This window comes from Falsibacillus pallidus, from assembly GCF_050990905.1.
In the GTDB taxonomy this organism is placed as follows: domain Bacteria; phylum Bacillota; class Bacilli; order Bacillales; family DSM-25281; genus Falsibacillus; species Falsibacillus pallidus_A.
Window position 1 is genome coordinate 1,555,662 of the sequence record NZ_CP158866.1, and the last position, 24,165, is coordinate 1,579,826.

The following is a 24,165-nucleotide window of genomic DNA, read 5'->3' on the forward strand; positions in this document are numbered from 1 at the left end:
GGGGCTGAGCAAGGCGCTTCCGCTTTGCTTATTTGCAATAAACTGCTGATTATGGTATATTTTTATTGGAAATACTAATGATAACTCAAGTCAAAGAGTGGGGTCGCACCCGCTCTTTCGTGTTGTTATAGGGATTTTTGAGTGAATTTGCGAGTCGACCAGGAGGTATTTATGAGTAAAGTAACGGACATGATCGAGGAGCTCGTTACACCTATTCTAGATGAAATGCAGCTCGAATTAGTTGAAGTCGAGTATGTAAAAGAAGGGAAAAACTGGTTCCTTCGCGTATTTATTGATAAGGACAATGGAATTGATATTGAGGATTGTGGAATTGTCAGTGAACGTCTAAGCGAAAAACTGGATGCACTTGACCCAATACCTCACAATTACTTCCTTGAAGTTTCTTCACCGGGAGCAGAGCGTCCTTTGAAAAAAGAGAAGGATTTTGAAAAAGCCATCGGGAAGTATATTAATGTAAAGACATATGAACCGATTGACGGGGAAAAAACCTTCGAAGGAACGCTGCGTGAATATAATGGCGATACTTTAACGATGGAAATCAGAATCAAGACTAGGACCAGGACTGTTGTTTTGCCAATGGATAAAGTGGCAAAGGCACGTTTGGCCGTCTCTTTTTAATAAGTATCGTTTTGTTAATTGAAGGGGGATGAATGACATGAGCACAGAATTGTTGGATGCTCTCAATATTCTCGAAAAAGAAAAAGGAATTTCGAGAGATGTATTAATCGAAGCTATTGAAGCAGCGCTTATTTCTGCTTATCGACGCAATTTTAATCAGGCACAAAATGTGCGCATTGACTTAAATCTGGGTTCAGGGACTATGAGGGTCTTCGCCAGAAAAGAAGTTGTAGATGAAGTATTTGATTCCCGCCTCGAAATTTCCCTTGAAGAAGCAGGCTCCATCAACCCTTCATATGAAGTGGGAGATGTAGTGGAAATCGAAGTTACGCCAAAGGACTTTGGACGCATTGCCGCACAGACAGCGAAGCAGGTGGTGACTCAGAGAGTCCGTGAAGCTGAACGGGGCATCATTTATTCCGAGTATGTAGACCGTGAAGAAGATATCATGACAGGGATCGTGCAGCGTCAGGATCCACGTTTTATTTATGTAAGCCTTGGTAAAATTGAGGCGCTGCTTCCTCCAAGCGAACAGATGCCAAATGAATCTTATAAACCGCATGACAGGGTGAAGGTGTTCATCACGAAAGTGGAGAAGACCACAAAAGGGCCGCAGATTTTCGTATCCCGTACACATCCAGGTCTTCTGAAGCGATTATTTGAAATCGAAGTTCCGGAAATTTATGATGGAACAGTAGAAATCAAGTCTGTTGCACGTGAAGCAGGGGACCGCTCCAAGATTTCTGTTTTTGCTTCGAACTCGGAAGTTGATGCAGTAGGGGCATGTGTAGGACCTAAAGGATCACGCGTCCAGGCAATCGTCAACGAACTAAAAGGCGAAAAGATTGATATCGTTGAGTGGTCTGAAGATCCAGTAGTGTTTGTTGCAAATGCATTGAGCCCGTCTAAAGTATTGGATGTACAAGTGGATGAAGAAGGAAAGGCTACAACAGTTGTGGTTCCGGATTATCAGTTATCACTTGCGATCGGTAAAAGGGGTCAAAATGCTCGTTTAGCAGCCAAGCTGACTGGGTGGAAGATTGATATCAAGAGTGAAACGGATGCGAGGGAGTTAGGCATCTACCCTAGGGAAAATGCACCGGCAATTGAAGAAAATATTGATGAAGACGCTTATGACTTTTCCGATGAGGATTATGAATAATAGGCAATAGGGTAAGAGGTGAATGAAAATGGCATCTCAAAAGAAGATACCTATGAGAAAATGTGTTGCCACTGGTGAAATGAAGCCGAAAAAGGATATGATCAGGATCGTTCGTTCTAAAGAGGGCGAAGTTTCCATCGATCCATCCGGCAAGAAATCAGGCAGGGGTGCGTATCTCTCACTAAATAAAGAAGCAGTATTGCTGGCAAAAAAGAAAAATACACTAGCAAACCATCTAGGTTGTAAAATTGAAGATTCGATCTACGAAGAACTTCTTCAATTAATAGATAAAGGCAATTGATTATATAATGATGAATCAAAAACAATGGATGTCATTATTAGGACTTGCCAACAGGGCTAGAAAAACGATTTCAGGCGAAGAGCTTGTAGTCAAAGATGTTAAAAACGGTCGAGCAAAGCTTGTGTTGCTTTCGAAGGATGCATCGCATAATACTTCGAAGAAAATACTTGATAAGTGCCATTACTACAAGGTCCCCGTAAAAAGGGTCGAAAACAGGGAAATCCTTGGTCAAGCGATTGGCAAGGATGCTCGGGTTGTAGTGGCTCTATTAGATGAAGGCTTTGCAAAAAAGCTTGCATTATTGCTCGATGAATCTCAATGGGGGTGAACATATGAGTAAAATGCGAATTTACGAATATGCAAAAAAACATAATGTTTCCAGCAAGGATATCATTTCAAAATTGAAAGATATGAATATTGAAGTTTCGAACCATATGACAACACTTGATGATGATGTTTTGGTGAAACTGGATTCTATGTACAATGTCAAGAAGGATAGCGGCAAAGGGGAATCTAAACCTGCACCATCAAATGCAAAAAACCAGCCGAAAAACAGCCCTTCTAAGCCAGCACCAAGAAAGACTGATGATGGAGAGGATTCTCCAACAAAGGTTAAAGTAAAATCCGCTCCTAAAAGCCAAGAAGGCAAAAAGCACGACCAGCAGTACCAGCAAAAAGAAAATAAAGTCTTCAACAGCAACAATAAAAAGGGCGGCAATAGAAATAGGAACCAAAATCAATCAAAAGGCAGACAGCAGTCTCATCAAGCTCCTCCTCAAAAGAAGAAGGAAAGAGAACTGCCGGCGAAAATCACGTTCACTGAGTCCCTTACTGTAGCTGAATTAGGTAAAAAACTCCATCGTGAGCCTTCTGAAATCATTAAAAAGCTGTTCATGCTCGGCATCATGGCTACAATCAACCAGGAAATCGATAAAGATGCGATTGAATTGATTGCAGGCGAATACGGTGTAGAAGTGGAAGAAGAAATCAAAATCGATACAACAGATCTCGAAGTATACTTCACTGAAGATTCTGATGAAGATATGGTTGAACGTCCTTCCGTTGTAACAATCATGGGCCACGTCGACCATGGTAAAACAACTCTGCTTGACTCTATCCGCAATACAAAGGTTACCGCAGGAGAAGCAGGAGGAATCACTCAGCACATCGGAGCTTATCAAGTTAAAGTAAATGATAAGAAAATCACCTTCCTTGATACACCGGGACATGCTGCATTTACGACAATGCGTGCACGAGGAGCTCAAGTTACGGATATTACCATCCTAGTGGTAGCAGCAGATGATGGTGTAATGCCTCAGACAGTTGAAGCAATCAACCATGCTAAAGCTGCAGAAGTGCCAATCATCGTTGCAGTGAACAAAATGGATAAAGAGGCAGCTAATCCTGACCGCGTCATGCAGGAATTGACAGAACATGGATTGGTTCCTGAAGCATGGGGTGGAGACACAATCTTTGTTCCACTATCCGCTCTTTCCGGTGAAGGTATCGACAACTTGCTTGAAATGATTCTGTTAGTTGGTGAAGTTGAAGAGTATAAAGCCAATCCGAAGAGAAATGCTATTGGTACTGTTATTGAAGCTCAATTGGATAAAGGGCGTGGATCAGTTGCTACATTACTAGTCCAAAATGGTACTCTCCGCATCGGTGATCCAATTGTTGTTGGTAATACTTTTGGACGCGTACGTGCAATGGTCAATGATCTTGGACGCCGTGTCAAAGAAGCAGGCCCGTCAACTCCGGTTGAAATCACTGGTTTAAGTGATGTTCCACATGCAGGAGACCGTTTTGTTGTCTTTGAAGATGAGAAAACTGCCCGCCAAATCGGAGAAAACAGAGCGCAGCAAGCTTTGCAGGCTTCCCGAGGAGAAAAGAGCAGGGTCACCCTGGATACATTATTTGAACAAATGAAACAAGGCGAGATGAAAGACTTGAATATCGTCCTGAAAGCAGATGTTCAAGGATCTGTTGAAGCAGTTGCAGCTGCACTTCAAAAAATTGAAGTTGAAGGTGTAAATGTTAAAATCATTCATACTGGCGTCGGTGCCCTTAATGAATCTGACATTACGCTTGCTGCAGCATCAAATGCCATTGTCATCGGATTCAATGTGCGTCCGGATGTCAATGCGAAGCGCGCTGCTGACGCAGAAGGCGTCGACATCCGATTACACAGAATCATCTATAAGGTAATCGAGGAAATCGAGGCTGGAATGAAAGGGATGCTTGATCCTGAATTCCAAGAAAAAATCATCGGCCAGGCAGAAGTGCGCCAGACATTTAAAGTTTCAAAAGTCGGTACAATTGCCGGAAGCTTCGTTACTGAAGGAAAAATTACCCGTGACAGCGGAATCCGCTTGATTCGTGACGGAGTAGTCATCTTTGAAGGTGAAGTCGATGTATTGAAGCGTTTTAAAGATGATGCTAAAGAAGTTAACCGCGGGTACGAATGCGGTATTACAATCAAAAACTTCAACGATTTGAAAGAAGGAGACATCATTGAAGCATTCATCATGGAGGAAATCGCTCGCTAATGATCGGTTTTGCTGAATGTGAGTGTTTTATATTTGATGCCCATTCGCTTAAAGAAAAAAGAGCCGTGCTTCAACGTGTGTTGACGCGGCTCAAACAAAAATATAACGTTTCGGTCTCTGAAGTGGATTATCAGGATATGTGGCAGCGCACTAAAATTGCCATTGTCACAGTATCTTCATCTAAGGAAGCTTCTGAAAGAGAATTGGAGCGTGCATTAAAATTCATGGACTCCTTTCCAGAATGGGAAAGAGGACAGACAACTTATGAATGGTTGTAAAAGAGGTGAATCATCATGGCCCACCGTATGAATCGTGTAGGCGAACAAATGAAAAAAGAATTAGGCGATATCATCGGAAAGAAAATCAAAGATCCGCGCATCGGTTTTGTAACTGTTACGGATGTTGAAGTGTCCGGTGATCTGCAGCAGGCTAAAGTATTCATTACTGTTCTTGGTGATGAAGAACAGAGGGAGAATACGCTGAAAGGTCTTGCTAAAGCAAAGGGGTTCATTCGTTCAGAAATTGGACAAAGAATACGCCTCCGCAAAACGCCTGAATTGATTTTTGAATTTGACGAATCAATTGACTATGGTAATCGGATTGAAAACCTTTTAAGGGGAATACAAGAAGATACCAATGGTGATAATGAATAAGTGGATAGGATAGACGAATATGTCTATCCCTTTTTTATGGACAAAACCATGAGCGGCCGATTTTTATTTGCTTTGGAGCAAATAATGAATGGCTGCTTGAATGATAAAGGGTGAACAGATTATGGATGGGATTTTACCATTATGGAAGCCAAAAGGGATGACCTCACACGACTGCGTATTCAAAGTAAGGAAGATTCTTGGTATGAAAAAGGTTGGCCATACCGGGACATTGGACCCGGATGTAACCGGAGTGCTCCCGATCTGTCTTGGACGGGCAACGAAGCTTTCTGACTATATAATGAATGCAGGAAAGACATATGAAGGTGAAGTGACCCTGGGATTCTCGACAACAACGGAAGATGCTTCCGGAGAAATCGTTGATTCAAAAACCGTTGACGGCAAAGTTTCCAAGGAATCGGTCCTTGAAGTTCTATCGCAGTTGACAGGTGATATTCAACAGACACCTCCTATGTATTCTGCCGTAAAAGTTAACGGAAAAAAATTATATGAGTATGCACGGGCAGGCATTGAGGTTGAGCGGCCGACCAGGACCGTTCATATTTACAGCCTTGATTTAATCGGTCCAATCCAACAGGAAGAGGGGACTGTTCGTTTCCGCTTTAACGTATCCTGCAGCAAAGGGACATACATAAGGACTTTGGCCGTAACCATTGGAGAAATGCTTGGTTATCCCGCACACATGTCTGACTTAAAAAGAACATCTTCAGGATCATTTGCAGAAAAGGATTGTATTACGCTCGAACAGCTTCAAGAACTGACTGAAAAAGGGATTGTGGAGGAAGCGATTTACCCATTGGAAAGAGGCATCTCTCATTTGCCGATTATGGAAATTAGTGATACATTAGCAGAGAAAGTGAAAAACGGAGCAGTATTAGAAAGCACGGCTGATTTGCCTGAAGCCCATGAATGGGTGTTTACAGAACATGGTCATGCATTGGCTATCTATCAACCCCATCCTACAAAGCCTGGAATGATCAAGCCGGTCAAAGTTCTCCGCATCGAATAGAGAAAATAGGTGAGGAATCTTGAAAAAAATAATGATCCATCATCCGCATTCTTATAATAAAGAGGATTTTCCGCCTCTAGTTATGGCCCTTGGCTATTTTGATGGTGTACACCTTGGGCATAATAAGGTCATGCAGACAGCCATTGGAATTGCTCAAGAAAAAGGGATAAAAAGCGCTGTCATGACGTTTGATCCACATCCATCAGTGGTTTTGGGACATAAGCACAAACACTTGCAATACATTACACCTTTAAAGGAAAAAGTGAAGCAGATGGAAGAGATAGGTATAGACTACGTGCTTGTTGTCCGATTTACTTCTGCATTCGCAAGCCTTTCTCCTCAAGAGTTCATTGATGAGTATGTGATTGGGTTGAATGTACAGCATGTAGTAGCAGGGTTCGACTACAGTTACGGAAAACTTGGTGAAGGAAAAATGGAAACGATGCCATTCCATTCCCGCGATTTATTTACCCAAACAACGGTGGAAAAACTCGTAAATGAATATGGTGAGAAAGTAAGTTCTACATTGATCCGCGAAAAGATTAATACGGGGAAGGTCGAACAGATCCCAAGTTTACTTGGACGCTGGTACACCACCTCAGGGACTGTGATCCATGGAGATAAGCGCGGCCGCAAGATAGGCTTTCCTACTGCGAATATAGAGTTCGATGATGATTTCCTGGTACCTTTAAAAGGTGTTTATGCTGTCAGGATCCATGTAAACAATACCTGGCATGATGGCGTGTGCAACATTGGATTTAAACCGACATTTAAAAACCCTGATGAATATTCATTGTCTATTGAAGTCCATATATTAGATTTCAACCGTTCTATTTATGGAGAAGAAGTTTTGGTAGAATGGCATAAAAGAATCAGGGATGAAATGAAATTCAGCGGAATCGATCAATTGATCGAGCAGATTGCGAAGGATAAAGAGACGGCGAAGGAATACTTTGCGAAAGATCTTATTTAGACTTGCAATTTCAATCCGATAGTAGTATCCTAATAAAGGTGAAATGAACCTTTGCTTGGCAAGTCGAGTCTCCGACGCTTGCTCAGTAACAGGGGATTTAAAAGGATTAAATTCCTTTATTTTAACATAGGAGGTGAACAGGATGGCTATCACTCAAGAGCGTAAAAATGAACTTATCAACGAGTATAAAATCCACGACACAGATACTGGATCTCCAGAAGTTCAAATTGCTGTCCTTACGGAATCAATCAACAATTTGAATGATCACTTGCGTACTCATAAGAAAGACCACCACTCTCGTCGCGGTCTTCTTAAAATGGTAGGTAAACGTCGTAACTTGTTAACTTATTTGCGTAACACTGACGTTCAACGTTACCGTGAATTGATCAACAAACTTGGTTTACGTCGATAAGTCATGTAAAAGAAGCGGGATTTTTCCCGCTTTTTTATTAGCTTAAAAAACTTTTAAGAATTATGACTTACTCTTGTGAACATTGACTAAAATACATAATGTCTATACTTAATGATTATATCAGCACTATGTGCTTTATGATAAAATGAAACAATATGTAATGAAAAGTTTTAATCAGAGAGGGGTTAACATATGGAACAAGATAAACAGATCTTTTCCACCGACTGGGCTGGCCGTAGTTTGACAGTAGAAGTTGGACAATTAGCAAAACAAGCAAATGGAGCGGTGCTTATCCGCTATGGCGATACTGCAGTATTAAGTACATCTACAGCATCAAAGGAGCCAAAAAATCTTGACTTTTTCCCTTTGACTGTAAATTATGAAGAACGTCTTTATGCAGTTGGAAAAATCCCGGGTGGATTCATCAAACGTGAAGGCCGACCAAGCGAAAAGGCCGTATTGACAAGCCGTTTGATTGACAGACCGATCCGTCCATTATTCGCGGATGGTTTCCGCAATGAGGTACAAGTAATCAGTATGGTAATGAGCGTGGATCAAGACTGCTCATCAGAAATGGCAGCAATGTTTGGTTCATCTTTGGCTCTTTCTGTCTCTGACATTCCTTTCGATGGTCCGATTGCAGGTGTAATCGTTGGATTGGTTGATGATCAATTTGTCATTAATCCGACTGTAGAACAATTGGAGAAAAGCAAAATGCATTTAACCGTTGCAGGTACAAAGGATGCAATTAACATGGTGGAAGCCGGGGCAGAAGAAATCCCTGAAGAAACAATGCTTGAAGCAATTATGTTCGGACATGATGAAATCAAAAAACTGATTGCTTTCCAAGAAGAAATTGCAGAAAAAGTCGGAAAAGAAAAAATGACTGTCGAGCTTTCTGTCATTGATTCTGATATCGAAGCAGAAGTCCGCTCTATGTGTGAAGCTAAGTTGATTCCTGCTATCCAAGTGCAGGAAAAACATGCGCGTGAAGCTGCCATTAAAGAAGTAAAAGATGAGGTGCTGGCATCTTACGAAGAGCGTGAAGATATCACTGATGAGACAATCAAACAAGTGAAAAAAGTGTTGGATAAGCTTGTCAAAGGCGAAGTCCGCCGCTTAATTACTGAGGATAAAGTACGTCCTGACGGGCGTGGAGTAGATGAAATCCGTCCTCTTTCTTCAATGGTCGGAATTCTTGCAAGGACCCACGGTTCAGGTTTATTTACACGTGGACAAACTCAAGCATTAAGCGTATGTACACTAGGAGCACTTGGGGATGTTCAAATCCTTGATGGTCTAGGACTTGAAGAATCAAAACGCTTCATGCATCATTATAACTTCCCATTGTTCAGTGTGGGGGAAACTGGCCCAATGCGTGGTCCTGGCCGCCGTGAAATCGGTCATGGAGCACTTGGTGAACGTGCCCTTGAGCCAATCATTCCAAATGAAAAGGATTTCCCTTATACAATCCGCCTGGTTTCTGAGGTGCTTGAGTCAAATGGATCAACATCACAAGCAAGCATCTGCGCAAGTACACTTGCCATGATGGATGCCGGGGTGCCAATCAAGGCACCTGTAGCGGGAATTGCTATGGGGCTTGTTAAATCAGGTGAACATTACACGATTTTGACCGATATCCAAGGGATGGAAGATCATCTTGGCGACATGGACTTTAAAGTGGCAGGTACTGATAAAGGCGTTACTGCACTTCAAATGGACATTAAGATAGATGGATTGTCCCGTGAAATTCTTGAAGAAGCACTGCAGCAAGCTAAAAAAGGGCGCATGCAGATTTTGGACAGCATGCTTTCCACTATTTCCGAGCCGCGCGAGTCACTATCACAATATGCGCCTAAGATCTTGACCATGACAATCAATCCGGATAAAATCCGTGATGTTATTGGACCGAGCGGAAAACAAATCAATAAAATCATTGAAGAAACCGGTGTTAAGATCGATATCGAACAAGATGGTACAGTATTCATTTCTTCTACAGATGAGGAAATGAACAAAAAGGCTAAGAAAATCATCGAAGATATTGTCCGTGAAGTAGAAGTTGGACAAATTTATCTTGGTAAAGTCAAACGCATTGAGAAATTCGGTGCATTTGTTGAAATCTTCAGCGGTAAAGATGGACTTGTCCATATTTCTGAATTGGCTGAAGAGCGAGTTCGCAAAGTGGAAGATGTATTGGCGCTTGGCGATGAAGTATTGGTGAAGGTCATCGATATCGACAATCAAGGCCGCGTGAATCTTTCAAGAAAAGTGGTTCTTAAAGAACAGCGCGAAAAAGAGGAACAGCAAGAACAGAAATAATCGAGAGGGCTGACTCATAAGAAAAAAGCAATTTCTCTCTTCTATTGAGAAGGGAGGCCGGCTTTTTTTGGAGTCGGCCTTTTTTTATCAAGAAAATCTTAATTTGCTCATCGTGATTCCTTTATCTCGCAGCGCTTCAGTCCAACCTCGGCGCCTCTGGGCAGCCAGTGGAGCTTTTCGATGTCCAGCTCCAGCGCCCAGCCCCTCGAGTCATAAGCCGTACCTCTACGGAAATCAGGATTTCCTTCGAGTTCCGTCTTATGCTGGTCGGGGCTGACCAGGGCGCTTCCGCTTTTCAATGTCCAGCTCCGCCTCCTAGAGGCTGGGAGACTTCGCTCAGCACACTTACGATAAGTCAACATCGGATCGCTTCGCTCTCCGTGTTTCCTTTATCTCGTGGTGCTGCGCTCCAGTCTCTACGCCTCTGGACAGTCGGCTCCGCTTTTCTTATGATCCAGCTCCAGCGCCCAGCCCCTCGAGTCATAAGCGGTACCTCTACGGAAATCAGGATTTCCTTCGAGTTGTCTTATGCTGATCGGGGCTAATCAGGGCGCTTCCGCTTTTCGTTCTACCTTGTCCCTCTTTCACATATTTTTTATTGAAGGAGGAATGGACGTGGATAAGAGACGTTTGGTGGAGGTTGGGTTGATTGTTGTGATTGCTGCAGCGGTTATTCAGAATCCTTTGTCATCCCAATATGTATATGGACTTAAGGATGCGGCTTCTGAGGTGGCTGTTTCTCAAAATAAGCTTTATTCGGATATTGAAAATGCGGCTCAACAATTTTCAATTCCGCCGCAAAATGCTAAAATTGATAAAGTGTGGAAAACCATACCGGGCTATAATGGGCTGGAAGTTGATATCAAGGCTTCTTATGAAAAAATGAAGAAATCAAAAAAATTCAATGAACAAAAATTAATTTTTAAACAATTACCCCCTTCCGTCCATCTGAAGGATCTGCCGCCTTCTCCTATTTACAAAGGCAATCCTGACAAGCCTATGGTTTCTTTACTGATAAATGTCGCTTGGGGAAATGAATACTTGCCGGATATGCTTGCGACCTTGAAGAAAAATGATGTAAAGGCAACGTTTTTTCTGGAAGGCCGTTGGGTAAAAGAAAACCCCAACCTTGCGAAAATGATCGTCGAAGCAGGAAATGAAGTAGGGAACCACTCCTATTCACACCCTGATATGAAAAAACTGACGAACGGACGGATAACGGAAGAACTTCAAAAAACCAACGATGTCATTGAGGCAACAACAGGGGAAAAAGTAAAGTGGTTTGCACCGCCGAGCGGGAGCTATAGGGATGACGTCGTAAATATCGCATCCGGACTTCATCTTGGCACCATTATGTGGAGTGTGGATACAATCGATTGGCAAAAGCCATCCCCACAGGTTTTATTACAGCGCGTTACATCAAAAGTCCATCCTGGTGCCATGATATTAATGCACCCGACTGAATCTTCTTCAAAAGCACTGGATGCCTTGATAAAGGAAATTAAAAAGAAGCAATTGCGTTTCGGGACCGTTTCTGATTTAGTAAATGAAGAACGGATCATTAAGCTGCCGGCACCACTTTCCGAAAAACAATAAAACAAACTAAGTTTGATCATCTAGAACAGGAGGAACACAATTGATAAAGAAATATACTTGCCAAAACGGTGTACGAATTGTACTAGAAGAAATACCAACAGTCAGGTCCGTAGCTCTGGGCATCTGGATCGGTACGGGTTCCAGGGATGAGACTCCTGTAAACAACGGAATCTCACATTTTCTTGAGCACATGTTCTTTAAAGGGACTGAAAACAGGGGAGCACGTGAAATTGCGGAAGCATTTGATTCCATAGGCGGACAGGTAAACGCCTTTACATCCAAAGAGTACACTTGCTATTATGCAAAGGTTCTGGATACCCATTCCGAGATGGCTCTCGACATCTTAGCTGACATGTTCTTCAACTCAACTTTTGATGAAGAAGAACTGAAAAAAGAGAAAAATGTAGTCTATGAAGAAATCAAGATGTATGAAGATACCCCTGATGATATTGTCCATGATCTGCTCAGTAAAGCAGCCTATGATACTCATTCACTTGGATATCCAATCCTTGGTACTGAGGAAACACTTTCAACCTTCAATCAAAATACACTGAAAGAGTACATGCATAATATGTACACTCCAGATAAAGTGGTCATCTCGATTGCAGGAAATATTAAAGAAGCATTCATTAAAAAAATTGAGGAACGCTTCGGTACATATGAAGGTGGCAAAAGAACCGATGAGGAGTCAAAACCTTCATTCCACACCAACCGTTTAACACGTAAAAAGGACACGGAACAGGCTCATTTGTGTCTGGGCTACGAAGGTCTGCCTATCGGACATGAGGATGTATACAGCCTTATAACTCTCAATAACATCCTGGGAGGAAGCATGTCATCAAGGCTTTTCCAGGAAGTGCGTGAACAGCGCGGGCTTGCCTACTCTGTATTTTCTTACCATACTTCTTATAAAGATAGTGGGATGGTTACAGTTTATGGGGGAACCGGTTCCAAGCAAATGAACCAGCTGTTTGAGACCATTCAAGAAACGCTGGCGACACTTAAGAGAACGGGTATTACAGAAAAAGAGCTGAACAACAGCAAGGAGCAATTAAAAGGGAACTTGATGCTGAGCCTTGAAAGTACAAATAGCCGCATGAGCCGCAATGGGAAGAATGAACTTCTATTGGGCAGGCACCGCACCCTTGATGAAATTGTCGATGAAGTCGACCGTGTAACGATTTCAGGGGTGAACGAACTTGCAAATAAGATCTTTAAGGATGAATATTCAGTTGCTTTAATCGGACCGAATGATGATCTTCCCAGACATTAATGAAAAGAAAGGGATTAGCGGATTTGTGCTGGTCCCTTTTTTCTCGTCTTTTATCCAAATACTTGCTTCTAAAATGGGCCAACTCCTTATACATTGTAGTAATAGGTATAAATGCAGAGGTGATCTAATGAGACTGAGTGAATTGAGCGGAAAAGAAATCGTTGATTATCGTAAAGCGGAAAGATTGGGTATATTGGGGCATACGGATTTAGAAATCGATGGCAGGACAGGTGAGATTTCCTCCCTGATCATCCCTACAGGCAAATGGTTTGGAGGCAGGGGACGTGGATCAGAGATAAGGGTTCCATGGAATCATATCAGGACCATTGGCAGTGATATGATGATCTTGGAAGTACCAGATTAATTGTCTATAAATAATATTAGGCTGCTGCAGAATCTTGCGGCAGTCTTTTTTAGTTGGATGACTCACCGATTGAATCATTGACTCATAAACTGAGGAAGTGAATACGAATTAATGGTTATGTGTGATAGATGATAAAGGACAAAGAAGGTGAATGCATTGATGTTGACCGGAATGCAGATCACAGTGATCGGCGGAGATGCTCGTCAACTGGAAATCATTCGAAAGCTGACAGAATTGGATGCGAAAATTTCGCTGATCGGATTTGAACAGCTGGACCATGCATTTACAGGAGCAGTGAAAGAAAAAATCGATGAAGTGGATTTCTCTGTAATGGATGCCATCATCCTCCCTGTGCCTGGAACCAACGGAGAGGGCAAGGTAGAAACCATATTCTCAAATGAAAATGTATTGCTTACTGAAGAAATCCTTAAGAAGACTCCCACTCACTGTACGGTGTATTCAGGAATCAGTAATCCCTATTTAGATGGCGTTACCACTAAAACAAACCGGCGCTTGGTGCAATTATTTGAACGGGATGACGTCGCCATCTACAACTCCATCCCGACGGTAGAAGGCACTATGATGATGGCAATTCAGCATACAGACTTTACCATTCACGGATCCAAAGTTGCCGTACTTGGTCTGGGTAGGGTTGGGATGAGTGTAGCCCGTGCGTTTGCCCATCTGGGAGCGAAAGTCAAAGTTGGTGCAAGGAAATCGGAGCATATTGCCAGAATCACAGAAATGGGATTGACTCCATTTCATTTAAATGATCTGCCAAAGGAAGTTTCCGATGTCGATATATGTATCAATACCATTCCATATCCAATTGTGACAGCAAACGTCATTTCTAAGATGCCATCGCAGACACTCATCATAGACTTGGCCTCCAGACCTGGCGGCACAGATTTTCGGTATGCCGAAAAGCGTGGAATCAAAGCACTGCTTGCACCGGGACTGCCTGGTATAGTAGCCCCAAAAACAGCTGGCCAGATATTAGCGGGAGTGCTGGCTCAATTACTGGAAGAGGATTTCTTAAAGAGGAAGGAGCCCAAAAAATGAGTTTAGCTGGAAAAAGAATTGGATTCGGATTAACAGGTTCCCATTGTACTTATGATGCCGTGTTTCCTGAGATCAAGAAACTCGTGGAAGCAGGAGCGGAAGTCGTACCGGTTGTAACCTTTACTGTTCAAAATACGGAAACAAGGTTTGGTGTTGGTGAAGATTGGATTCAAAGGATAGAAGAAGTGACAGGAAATAAGGCCATCGATTCTATTGTAAATGCAGAACCACTCGGCCCAAAATATCCATTGGATTGCATGGTCATCGCACCGTTGACAGGGAATTCAATGAGCAAGTTTGCCAATGCGCTTACTGACAGCCCTGTTTTAATGGCTGCTAAAGCAACAATAAGAAATCATAGGCCGGTAGTCCTTGGCATCTCAACAAATGATGCACTTGGTCTGAATGGCGTGAATTTAATGACCCTGATGGGAGCCAAAGATATTTTCTTCATTCCTTTTGGCCAGGATGATCCTGAAAAGAAGCCAAAATCAATGGTGGCACGGATGAGTATGCTTCAGCCAACGATACTGGCTGCGTTGGAAGGCAAGCAGATCCAGCCGGTTATTGTAGAACGATTTTTAGATGGGGAATAATTCCCCTTCAACTTTTTCCGGATTCTTAATAAAATAATAGGGCATCTATTCGTAATGTGTTAAAATATACGATATTACTTATCAATACAATAAATTTCGAAAGAATCGGAAGGGGAATCATCTTATGTCATCAAGAGGTTTTCATGTTGCGGTAGTCGGGGCAACCGGCGCCGTCGGACAACAAATGGTACAAACTTTAGAAAAACGCGATTTTCCTATACAGAAACTCACATTATTATCCTCTGCTCGTTCAGCAGGAACTACTGTTAAATATAAAGGGCAAGAGATCATTGTCCAGGAAGCAAAACCGGAAAGCTTTGAAGGAGTAGACATCGCTCTTTTCAGTGCAGGCGGCAGCGTTTCAAAGGAATTTGCACCAGAAGCGGTTAAAAGAGGTGCAATAGTGGTAGATAATACAAGTGCATACAGAATGGATCCTGAAGTTCCCCTTGTGGTGCCTGAAGTAAATGAAAAAGATCTTCATCTGCATAAAGGCATCATTGCGAATCCAAACTGCTCCACCATACAAATGGTGGCGGCTCTTGAACCGATTCGTCAAAACTGCGGTTTGAGCAAAGTGGTAGTTTCAACATATCAAGCCGTTTCAGGTGCAGGTGCTGCAGCAATCGATGAACTGCGTACTCAATCGCAGGAACTTCTGGATGGCAAAGAAGCAAACCCAGCTATCCTGCCGGTGAAATCTGATAAAAAACATTATCAAATTGCCTTCAATGCGATTCCTCAAATAGATAAATTTGAAGAAAATGGATATACGTATGAAGAAATGAAGATGATTAATGAAACCAAGAAAATCATGCATATGCCTGACTTGAAAGTAGCTGCAACGTGCGTACGCCTTCCTGTGGAAACGGGACATTCCGAATCTGTATATATCGAAGTGGAGAAAGAAGGAGTATCAGCTGCTGACATCAAGGCATTGATGGCGGAGGCACCTGGAGTAGTCCTTCAAGACAGTCCGGAAGAACAGGTTTATCCTATGCCTGCATATGCTGTTGGAAAGAACGATGTATTTGTCGGAAGGATACGAAAAGATCTTGATGAAGAAAAAGGCTTCCATATGTGGATTGTCTCTGATAATCTCCTTAAGGGAGCTGCATGGAACTCTGTTCAGATTGCAGAGAGCCTCGTGAAACTTGAAATCGTAAAATAACATATACTACGTATGATAAACATCCAGGCTGATTGAATACCCAATAAATATACGATAAGAGATGCGGCCATCCCGCAGCTCCCTATATTTATTGGATTACTTCAACAGCCTGATTTACAAGCAGCCAAGAATTATACAACAATCAAAATCTGCCACTAACCCAGTGCAGATCATTTTAGAGGTGTAACAAATGAAGTTGATCGTGCAGAAATTCGGCGGTACGTCTGTGAAGGATCAAGAAAGCCGCAAGCAGGCAAGAAGACAGATAGAAAAAGGATTGAATGAAGGATATAAAGTTGTAGTGGTAGTCTCTGCGATGGGCAGAAAAGGGGATCCATATGCTACGGATACTCTGCTTTCACTTGCAGGCGGCCTTTCTTCATCAATATCCAAAAGAGAACAGGACCTTCTCCTGTCCTGTGGAGAGATCATTTCCAGCGTTGTCTTCACCAATATGCTCCTTGAAGCCGGCATCAATGCCACTGCTTTGACAGGAGCGCAGGCTGGCTTCAGGACCAACAGTGATCATACAAACGCTAAAATTATGGAAATGAAATGCGACAGGATCCTGCGGGAACTTCAGCATCATGACGTTGTCGTGGTGGCAGGTTTTCAGGGTGCAGCGAAAAATGGGGATATCACGACCATTGGGCGTGGAGGCAGTGATACATCTGCTGCTGCTTTAGGAGCTGCATTGAATGCAGAATGGATTGATATTTTTACTGATGTTGAAGGAATCATGACTGCGGATCCACGCATCGCTGAAAAAGCCCGTCCACTTGAAGTGGTGACGTATAATGAAGTTTGCAATATGGCCTATCAAGGTGCGAAGGTCATACATCCACGGGCCGTAGAAATTGCCATGGGCTCAAAAGTTCCGATTCGAATCCGCTCTACTTATTCAGATGGTTTAGGGACATTGGTCACTTCTGTCAATAAACAGAATAAGGGATCTGATATCAGGGAGAGGCTGGTTACAGGGATTGCCCACGTAGGAAACGTTGCCCAGATTAAAGTCTTTGCTAAGAAAGACCAGTATAATTTGCAGTCTGAAGTATTCAGTGCTATGGCCAGGGAGCAAATCAGTGTTGATTTCATCAATATTTCTCCAACTGGCGTCGTTTATACGGTATCCCAGGATGTACTTGAACGTGCTGTCATAATACTAAAGAATTTAGGCTATGAACCTCAGGTTGAAGAAGGATGTGCCAAAGTTTCGGTAGTTGGCGCAGGCATCACCGGCGTTCCAGGTGTGACATCCAAAATCGTCACTGCTCTGTCTGATGAGGGCATCAGAATCCTTCAATCGGCTGACAGTCATACAACCATCTGGGTCCTCGTGAAAGAAGCGGACTTGGTCAAGGCAGTAAATGCACTTCATGATGCATTTGAACTCCAAAAAGACATTTTTGAATATGAAGCAACTGATTTTTAATTTTTTTGTACATGGAGGGTTTACTAATGATAAATTTTGGACGAATTGCGACAGCAATGGTCACACCTTTTGACAGTAAAGGAAATGTGGATTTTGATAAAACGACTTCACTTGTCAATTACTTGATTGATAATGGGACTGATTCATTAGTGATTGCAGGGACTACAGGTGAATCGCCGACACTTTCAAGTGAAGAAAAAGTTGCCTTGTTTAAGCATGTTGTAAAAGTGGTGGACGGAAGGGTGCCGGTTATTGCAGGTACTGGAAGTAATAATACCCATGCCTCCATTGAGCTGACTAAAAAGGCAGAGGCTGCTGGAGTAGATGCAGCCATGATCGTAGCGCCTTATTACAATAAACCGAGTCAAGAAGGTATATATCAGCATTTCAAAGCGGTTGCAGAATCAACCGGCCTCCCTATCATGGCTTATAATGTGCCTGGTCGTACAGTGGTTGGCATCAGTCCGGAAACGGTGATTAAACTTTCTCAAATCCCTAATATTGTAGCGGTTAAAGAAGCAAGCGGCGATTTGGATGCAATGACAGAAATCATCGCCAATACTGCCGAAGATTTCGCTCTTTACAGCGGTGATGATGGATTGACACTGCCTGTGCTTTCAATTGGGGGAGCGGGTATTGTGTCAGTTGCTTCACATGTGGCAGGAAATGAGATGCAGGATATGATTAACGCTTTCTTTACTGGAGAATTAAAGAATGCAGCGCTTCTTCATCAAAAATTACTTCCATTGATGAGAGGGCTGTTTGCAGCACCAAGTCCTACTCCAGTTAAGACAGCATTACAGTTGAAAGGCTTGGATGTCGGATCTGTTAGGCTCCCATTAATTCCTTTGACTGAGCAGGAACGCTCAAAAGTTGCAGAATTACTTAAGTCAATATCTTAATGAAATCAGGCTGGATCAAATCGATCCAGCCTTTTTAAATGGAATGACTGGTTGAATTTTGTTGTAATGCCAATTTATCATCAAGTATAATGAAAATAACTGATTAATGATCGGGAAAATCAACATAGGAGGATACCAAAATTGTTAAATAGAGAGACGCAGAATATCAAAGTTACCGCTCTTGGCGGTGTAGGGGAAACGGGAAAGAACATGTATGTTATAGAAGTGGATCAGGATTTATTCGTCATTGATGCGGGCTTGATGTTTCCTGAAAACGAGATGCTGGGCATAGATATTGTCATCCCTGACATCACTTATCTCGTAGAGAATAAGGACAGGATCCAAGGAATATTCTTGACACATGGTCATGAGGATGCCATTGGAAGCCTTCCATATGTATTAAAAAAGGTCAACGTACCAGTATACGGAACGAAGCTTACTGTAGCACTTGCAAATGAAAAGCTGAAGGAACATGATTTCAGAGGGAAGGCAAAATTTGTAACTGTACATTCTGATTCCAGGCTTTCATTCGAAACCGCTGACATTTCATTTTTTAAGACAACTCACACAATACCGGATTCAGTTGGCATTTGCATACATACATCAGAAGGAAACATTGTACATACCGGTGATTTTAAATTTGATCATACTGCACCGGAAATGTACAAGCCTGAAATGGGTAAAATGGCGACAATCGGAGACGAAGGAGTTCTTTGCCTTTTGTCAGACAGTACTGAAGCTGAAAGACCGGGCTATTCTACATCAGAAGAGTTGGTTGCCCGCCAAATGTCAGATGCTTTCCACGAAGCCTCAGGCAGGATCATTATTGCATGCTTTGCATCCAATCTCATAAGGATCCAACAAGTTTTTAATGCTGCAAAAGAGAACGGAAGAAAAGTAGCGGTCGTTGGAAAGAGTATTCAGAGAGTATTGGATGTGGCTGTATCCCTAGGGTATTTAAATGTGGATCCAGAGCAAATCATTCCTATCGGAGATGTAAAGAAGCATCAGGATAAAGAAGTAGTCATCTTAGCTACCGGCATCCAAGGAGAACCGATCGAGGCACTTCAGAAAATGGCCAAGCAGGCTCATAAACTGATTAATATTCAAAAAGGAGATACTGTCTTTATTGCTGCTACTCCTACGCCTGGCATTGAAATTCTAATGTATAAAACCATCGATATGCTTTTCCGTGCCGGAGCTACTGTTTTTTCAGGCTACAAAAAAGTCCATGTTTCCGGACATGGAAGCCAGGAAGAATTGAAGCTGATGCTGAATTTGATGAAGCCAAAGTATCTGATTCCAATTCAGGGCGAATACCGTATGCTCGTTGCCCATGCCAAATTGGCCTATTCTATGGGTCTGAAAGAGAATCAAGTGATTATCCCTGACAAGGGTGAAGTCATTGAATACAAAAATGAAAAATTGAAAATTTCCGGCAGGGTGCCTGCAGGGAATGTCTTGATAGATGGAATCGGTGTCGGAGATGTAGGAAATATTGTTCTTCGCGACAGAAGACTTCTCTCTCAGGACGGAATTTTTACCGTTGTTGTCACATTGAGCAAAAAAGAGAAAACGATCGCATCAGGGCCTGAAATCATTTCCAGGGGATTCGTATATGTAAGAGAATCAGAAAAGCTGATGGAACAATCCACTAAGCTTGTTAGAGAGATTGTTGAATCCTATTTATCAAGGGATGCATATGAATGGTCCAATATCAAACAGGATATCCGCGATCAGTTGAACTACCTCCTATTTGAAAAGACAAAGCGCAGACCAATGATCCTGCCAATTATCATGGAAGTTTAAAGTACAAAAGCGGAATCGCCTTGGTCAGCCCCGACCCGCATAAGACGGAACTCGAAGGAAATCCTGATTTCCGTAGAGGTGCGGCTTATGACCTCGAGGGGCTAGGCGATGGAGCTGGACGACGAATAAGAGATGCCATTTTATAGCGGCATCTCTTTTGTTGTTTTACTTGATAGCTCAAAGAATGAAATCATGGAGTGTGAGGATACTAAAAGTATCATATGTCCAAAGGAGCTAAAATTTATGGAATTCAAAATGAATGAATCAGAGCCTCAGAAGGATCAGGATCAAAAAGATAAGCCTTCGGGTTTAATGGAAAAAATTCAGCAGCTTGGCCAAACCAATGTGCCACAGCTTTCACAGGATTCCAAGATCCATTGTTTGACAATAGTCGGCCAGATTGAAGGCCATATGCAGCTGCCTCCACAAAATAAGACAACCAAATATGAACATGTAATTCCTCAGCTTGTAGCGATTGAACAAAACCCTAAAATTGAAGGGATATTAGTGCTACTAAATACTGTAGGAGGGGATGTTGAGGCTGGCCTGGCCATTTCAGAGATGATTGCTTCCCTCTCAAAACCTTCTGTATCCATTGTCCTTGGGGGAGGACATTCCATTGGTGTACCGATAGCCGTTTCATGCAACTATTCGTTTATTGCTGAAACAGCGACGATGACAATCCATCCAGTACGTTTGACCGGACTCGTCATAGGGGTGCCTGCAACGTTTGAATATCTGGATAAAATGCAGGACCGGGTAGTCAACTTTGTCACAAAACACTCGAAGATTTCAGAAGACAAGTTTAAGGATCTCATGTTTGCAAAAGGTAATCTGACAAGGGATATAGGAACAAACGTAGTAGGGTCTGACGCTGTGGAATATGGCCTTATCGACGAAGTCGGCGGCATCGGGAAAGCGATGAAAAAATTAAATGAATTAATAGAATTAAAAACCGGTGATGAGGAAGAAGGGATGATTCAATGATCCTATATACTTCTATGCCGCAGGAATTCATCTTTCCGCCAGGTGAAAACACATTCGACTCCACCAAGATGATTACATGGAATGGAATTCCCCTTATGGTGCAGCAGTGTGAACAGGGATATCGCGTGATGAGAGTCATGAGCAGTGATCCTTCCCATTACCTGACTCCGGAATGTGAACCAGGGCAATACATCAATAACCAATAATTCCGTATGATAGAACCATTTCCTGCACTGGAAACAATATGCTATAATATAAGAGATTAAAGATCAGAAAAAGGCTTCGCCTCTTAGGCGCTGTTTAAACATACATGGGGCTGACCTTCGATTTAACCGGACACCAAGATCGCAAGGGTGAAAGGAGTTGATGGGTCAGCCTTGCGTCGTTTTTATTTATAAGAGCGCGAGTCTATATACATATTATGGGAATATTGGGTGGTTTAGAAATGGCAAAAAAGAAAAAGAGAACTAAAACGAAGAGAAGAACCGAGGTAAAAAAGACCCTCCAATATGAATTGATTGGAATTCTTTTGATTGCCCTCAGTGTAATTTCCATTATCAAACTTGGAGCTGTGGGAAAAGCGGTTGTTTTATTTTTCCGACTTTTTTTAGGGGAATGGTATATGTCCGCGCTGATCGGAATCATGGGATTGGCTTTTTACTTCATGGTAAAGAGAGAATGGCCATATTTCTTTAAACGCAGGCTCGTCGGCCTATATACTCTTCAAGCAAGCATGCTGCTGTTAAGTCACCTCAAACTGTTTGGGCTTTTGGCGAAATCAGGTCCTTTCAAGAATCCAAGCGTCATTACGAATACATGGGAGCTTTTCTGGATGGAAGTAAGAGGCGAATCGAGCTCTACAGACCTTGGCGGAGGGATGATAGGCGCCGTCTTATTTGCTGCCTCTCATTTTCTTTTTGATTCACAGGGAACGAAATTTGTAGCAATGGTTTTGATCTTGATAGGCATGATTCTCATTACAGGAAAATCTATCGGGGATATCACTGGAAAGACTGCAAAAGTCATAGGAGAATTCATAAAGAATCAATGGGAAGTATTCATTGAGGACATGAAGGAATGGTCTGATGAACGAAAAATAAAAAAACAAACAAAAATAAAAGAAAAGCCAAAGAAAAAGGAAGAACCGGCACCGGATAATCCAGTTGAAAACGAATCACCACCAGCTGGTCCGCTATCAGAAAAATCTGAGCCCATCATTTCCAGTTTTGCTGACAGGGCATATGGTGCATCACCAATGGAAGAGCCTACAATTCAAAATGATAGCCTACCTGCAGGAAAAGAAGCCGACGATGATCCAAGCGCGCCTCCCATCACGTTCACAGAGGTTGAAAACTTGGATTACCAATTGCCGTCCTTATCACTTTTGAAGATGCCTCGTGCAACGGATCAATCCAATGAATATGAATTGATCCATTCCAATGCAGCGAAGTTGGAAAGGACATTCCAAAGTTTCGGAGTAAAAGCAAAAGTGACCCAAGTCCATCTTGGTCCGGCAGTCACAAAATATGAAGTGCATCCGGATGTCGGTGTAAAGGTGAGTAAAATTGTGAGCCTTAATGATGACTTGGCATTGGCGCTCGCTGCAAAAGACATTCGGATTGAAGCACCGATTCCTGGCAAGTCAGCCATTGGGATTGAAGTCCCTAATTCTGAAGTCGCAATGGTCTCCCTCAGGGAAGTATTGGATGCAAAAGAAAATAATAAACCTGAGGCAAAACTGCAAATTGGTTTAGGCAGAGACATTACGGGTGAAGCAGTTTTGGCTGAATTAAATAAAATGCCCCATCTTTTAGTGGCAGGTGCTACAGGAAGCGGGAAAAGTGTGTGCATCAACGGAATCATCACCAGCATCCTGATGAGGGCGAAACCTCATGAAGTGAAACTGATGATGATCGATCCCAAAATGGTAGAATTAAATGTTTACAACGGGATCCCTCATCTTTTGGCCCCCGTTGTAACGGATGCTAAAAAGGCTTCCCAGGCATTGAAAAAAGTTGTTAACGAAATGGAAAGAAGATATGAACTCTTCTCACATACAGGCACGAGGAATATTGAAGGATACAATGATTATGTAAAAAGGCATAATGCAGAATCTGGAGAAAAGCAGCCTCTGCTCCCATACATTGTCGTCATTGTAGACGAGCTTGCAGATTTGATGATGGTCGCTTCCAGCGATGTCGAAGATGCCATCACTCGTCTCGCTCAAATGGCCCGTGCAGCCGGCATCCATCTGATCATAGCAACCCAGCGGCCATCAGTGGATGTCATTACGGGGGTCATCAAAGCAAACATCCCATCCCGCATTGCCTTTGCCGTTTCCTCTATGACGGATTCCAGAACTATACTAGATATGGGAGGGGCAGAAAAGCTGCTTGGAAGGGGAGATATGCTTTTCCTGCCAGTGGGCGCTTCAAAGCCCGTCCGTATACAAGGGGCATTCTTGTCGGATGATGAAGTAGAAGAAGTAGTGGATTTTGTCATTTCCCAGCAGAAAGCTCAGTACCAGGAGGAAATGATTCCTGATGACATCCCTGAGACTTCAGAAGAAGTAGATGATGAATTGTATGATGAAGCAGTCCAGCTCATTGCAGATATGCAGACAGCAAGTGTCTCCATGCTTCAGCGGAGATTCCGCATCGGCTATACCAGGGCAGCGAGGCTGATAGATGCCATGGAGTTAAGGGGAGTTGTAGGACCTTACGAAGGCAGCAAACCACGGACGGTATTGATTGCAAAATCATCTGAAGAACATACCTCATAAAACACGTGTTTTAATAATATGACATATTGAAAGAAGTACAGGAGTAAAGCCCTGTACTTTTTTTAATATCTGCTAAGCTTTGAGGGGGATTAGTTGTAAGAGGTCAGACATCCATCGTCTATTTTTGGAATGTGACATACTATTGTAAACGTT

Annotated in this window: 23 protein-coding genes; all 23 read left to right on the top strand. The window is 42.6% G+C overall.

The genetic code is table 11. The annotated features are described in order from the left end of the window. Positions 1-171 precede the first annotated feature (171 nt). The 23 genes from rimP to ABTV07_RS08345 all read left to right on the top strand — a co-directional run bounded on the left by rimP (position 172) and on the right by ABTV07_RS08345 (position 24,012). Positions 172-639, top strand: coding sequence for a ribosome maturation factor RimP (rimP, locus tag ABTV07_RS08235; RefSeq protein ID WP_433749837.1), 468 nt, complete (start codon positions 172-174; stop codon positions 637-639). A 37-nt stretch (positions 640-676) separates the two neighbouring features. Continuing rightward, entirely contained in the window at positions 677-1,801 is a 1,125-nt protein-coding gene (gene nusA / locus ABTV07_RS08240) for a transcription termination factor NusA (RefSeq protein WP_433749840.1), read from the top strand. A gap of 28 nt (positions 1,802-1,829) precedes the next feature. After that, positions 1,830-2,102, top strand: coding sequence for an RNase P modulator RnpM (gene rnpM, locus ABTV07_RS08245; protein ID WP_433749843.1), 273 nt, complete (start codon positions 1,830-1,832; stop codon positions 2,100-2,102). 10 nt (positions 2,103-2,112) lie between these two features. Then, positions 2,113-2,430, top strand: coding sequence for a YlxQ family RNA-binding protein (locus tag ABTV07_RS08250; RefSeq protein WP_433751155.1), 318 nt, complete (start codon positions 2,113-2,115; stop codon positions 2,428-2,430). 4 nt (positions 2,431-2,434) lie between these two features. Further along, positions 2,435-4,651 carry a translation initiation factor IF-2 gene (infB, locus tag ABTV07_RS08255; protein ID WP_433749846.1) on the top strand — a complete coding sequence of 739 codons (2,217 nt, stop codon included), beginning with the start codon at positions 2,435-2,437 and terminating at the stop codon, positions 4,649-4,651. Beyond that, positions 4,651-4,929: a DUF503 domain-containing protein gene (locus tag ABTV07_RS08260; protein WP_433749849.1), complete on the top strand. Its 279-nt coding sequence runs from the start codon at positions 4,651-4,653 to the stop codon at positions 4,927-4,929. The genes infB and ABTV07_RS08260 overlap by 1 nt, the downstream gene beginning before the upstream one ends. A gap of 15 nt (positions 4,930-4,944) precedes the next feature. Further along, entirely contained in the window at positions 4,945-5,304 is a 360-nt protein-coding gene (gene rbfA, locus ABTV07_RS08265) for a 30S ribosome-binding factor RbfA (protein ID WP_433749852.1), read from the top strand. 121 nt (positions 5,305-5,425) lie between these two features. After that, the gene (gene truB / locus ABTV07_RS08270) at positions 5,426-6,331 is read left to right on the top strand and encodes a tRNA pseudouridine(55) synthase TruB (RefSeq protein ID WP_433749855.1); all 906 of its coding nucleotides are present in this window, start codon (positions 5,426-5,428) and stop codon (positions 6,329-6,331) included. A gap of 19 nt (positions 6,332-6,350) precedes the next feature. Beyond that, positions 6,351-7,304: a bifunctional riboflavin kinase/FAD synthetase gene (gene ribF / locus ABTV07_RS08275; protein WP_433749858.1), complete on the top strand. Its 954-nt coding sequence runs from the start codon at positions 6,351-6,353 to the stop codon at positions 7,302-7,304. A 142-nt stretch (positions 7,305-7,446) separates the two neighbouring features. Beyond that, a complete protein-coding gene (gene rpsO / locus ABTV07_RS08280; RefSeq protein WP_433749861.1) occupies positions 7,447-7,716 on the top strand; it encodes a 30S ribosomal protein S15 in 270 nt (89 codons plus the stop codon). A 192-nt stretch (positions 7,717-7,908) separates the two neighbouring features. Beyond that, positions 7,909-10,035: a polyribonucleotide nucleotidyltransferase gene (gene pnp, locus ABTV07_RS08285; protein ID WP_433749863.1), complete on the top strand. Its 2,127-nt coding sequence runs from the start codon at positions 7,909-7,911 to the stop codon at positions 10,033-10,035. A 609-nt stretch (positions 10,036-10,644) separates the two neighbouring features. Further along, positions 10,645-11,631 carry a polysaccharide deacetylase family protein gene (locus ABTV07_RS08290; RefSeq protein ID WP_433749866.1) on the top strand — a complete coding sequence of 329 codons (987 nt, stop codon included), beginning with the start codon at positions 10,645-10,647 and terminating at the stop codon, positions 11,629-11,631. A gap of 40 nt (positions 11,632-11,671) precedes the next feature. Beyond that, complete coding sequence (locus ABTV07_RS08295) at positions 11,672-12,904, top strand: M16 family metallopeptidase (RefSeq protein ID WP_433749869.1); 1,233 nt, start codon at positions 11,672-11,674, stop codon at positions 12,902-12,904. A gap of 127 nt (positions 12,905-13,031) precedes the next feature. Further along, positions 13,032-13,268, top strand: a complete 237-nt coding sequence (locus ABTV07_RS08300; protein ID WP_433749872.1) for a YlmC/YmxH family sporulation protein — start codon at positions 13,032-13,034, stop codon at positions 13,266-13,268. A gap of 159 nt (positions 13,269-13,427) precedes the next feature. Beyond that, positions 13,428-14,330: a dipicolinic acid synthetase subunit A gene (dpaA, locus tag ABTV07_RS08305; protein ID WP_433749875.1), complete on the top strand. Its 903-nt coding sequence runs from the start codon at positions 13,428-13,430 to the stop codon at positions 14,328-14,330. Continuing rightward, on the top strand, positions 14,327-14,926 hold the full coding sequence (dpaB, locus tag ABTV07_RS08310) for a dipicolinate synthase subunit B (protein WP_433749878.1): 600 nt from the start codon (positions 14,327-14,329) through the stop codon (positions 14,924-14,926). The genes dpaA and dpaB overlap by 4 nt, the downstream gene beginning before the upstream one ends. Positions 14,927-15,050: 124 nt before the next feature. Further along, on the top strand, positions 15,051-16,097 hold the full coding sequence (gene asd, locus ABTV07_RS08315) for an aspartate-semialdehyde dehydrogenase (protein WP_433749881.1): 1,047 nt from the start codon (positions 15,051-15,053) through the stop codon (positions 16,095-16,097). Between the two features lie 190 nt (positions 16,098-16,287). Next, a complete protein-coding gene (dapG, locus tag ABTV07_RS08320; protein WP_433749883.1) occupies positions 16,288-17,532 on the top strand; it encodes an aspartate kinase in 1,245 nt (414 codons plus the stop codon). A 26-nt stretch (positions 17,533-17,558) separates the two neighbouring features. Continuing rightward, entirely contained in the window at positions 17,559-18,434 is an 876-nt protein-coding gene (gene dapA / locus ABTV07_RS08325) for a 4-hydroxy-tetrahydrodipicolinate synthase (RefSeq protein WP_433749884.1), read from the top strand. Between the two features lie 141 nt (positions 18,435-18,575). After that, entirely contained in the window at positions 18,576-20,243 is a 1,668-nt protein-coding gene (locus ABTV07_RS08330) for a ribonuclease J (protein ID WP_433749887.1), read from the top strand. 243 nt (positions 20,244-20,486) lie between these two features. Continuing rightward, positions 20,487-21,230 (top strand): ClpP family protease, encoded by a 744-nt coding sequence (locus tag ABTV07_RS08335; RefSeq protein ID WP_433749890.1) that lies wholly within the window; start codon positions 20,487-20,489, stop codon positions 21,228-21,230. Next, positions 21,227-21,436, top strand: coding sequence for a YlzJ-like family protein (locus ABTV07_RS08340; RefSeq protein WP_433749892.1), 210 nt, complete (start codon positions 21,227-21,229; stop codon positions 21,434-21,436). The genes ABTV07_RS08335 and ABTV07_RS08340 overlap by 4 nt, the downstream gene beginning before the upstream one ends. Before the next feature lie 239 nt (positions 21,437-21,675). Then, positions 21,676-24,012, top strand: a complete 2,337-nt coding sequence (locus ABTV07_RS08345) for a DNA translocase FtsK (RefSeq protein WP_433749894.1) — start codon at positions 21,676-21,678, stop codon at positions 24,010-24,012. Positions 24,013-24,165: the final 153 nt, after the last annotated feature.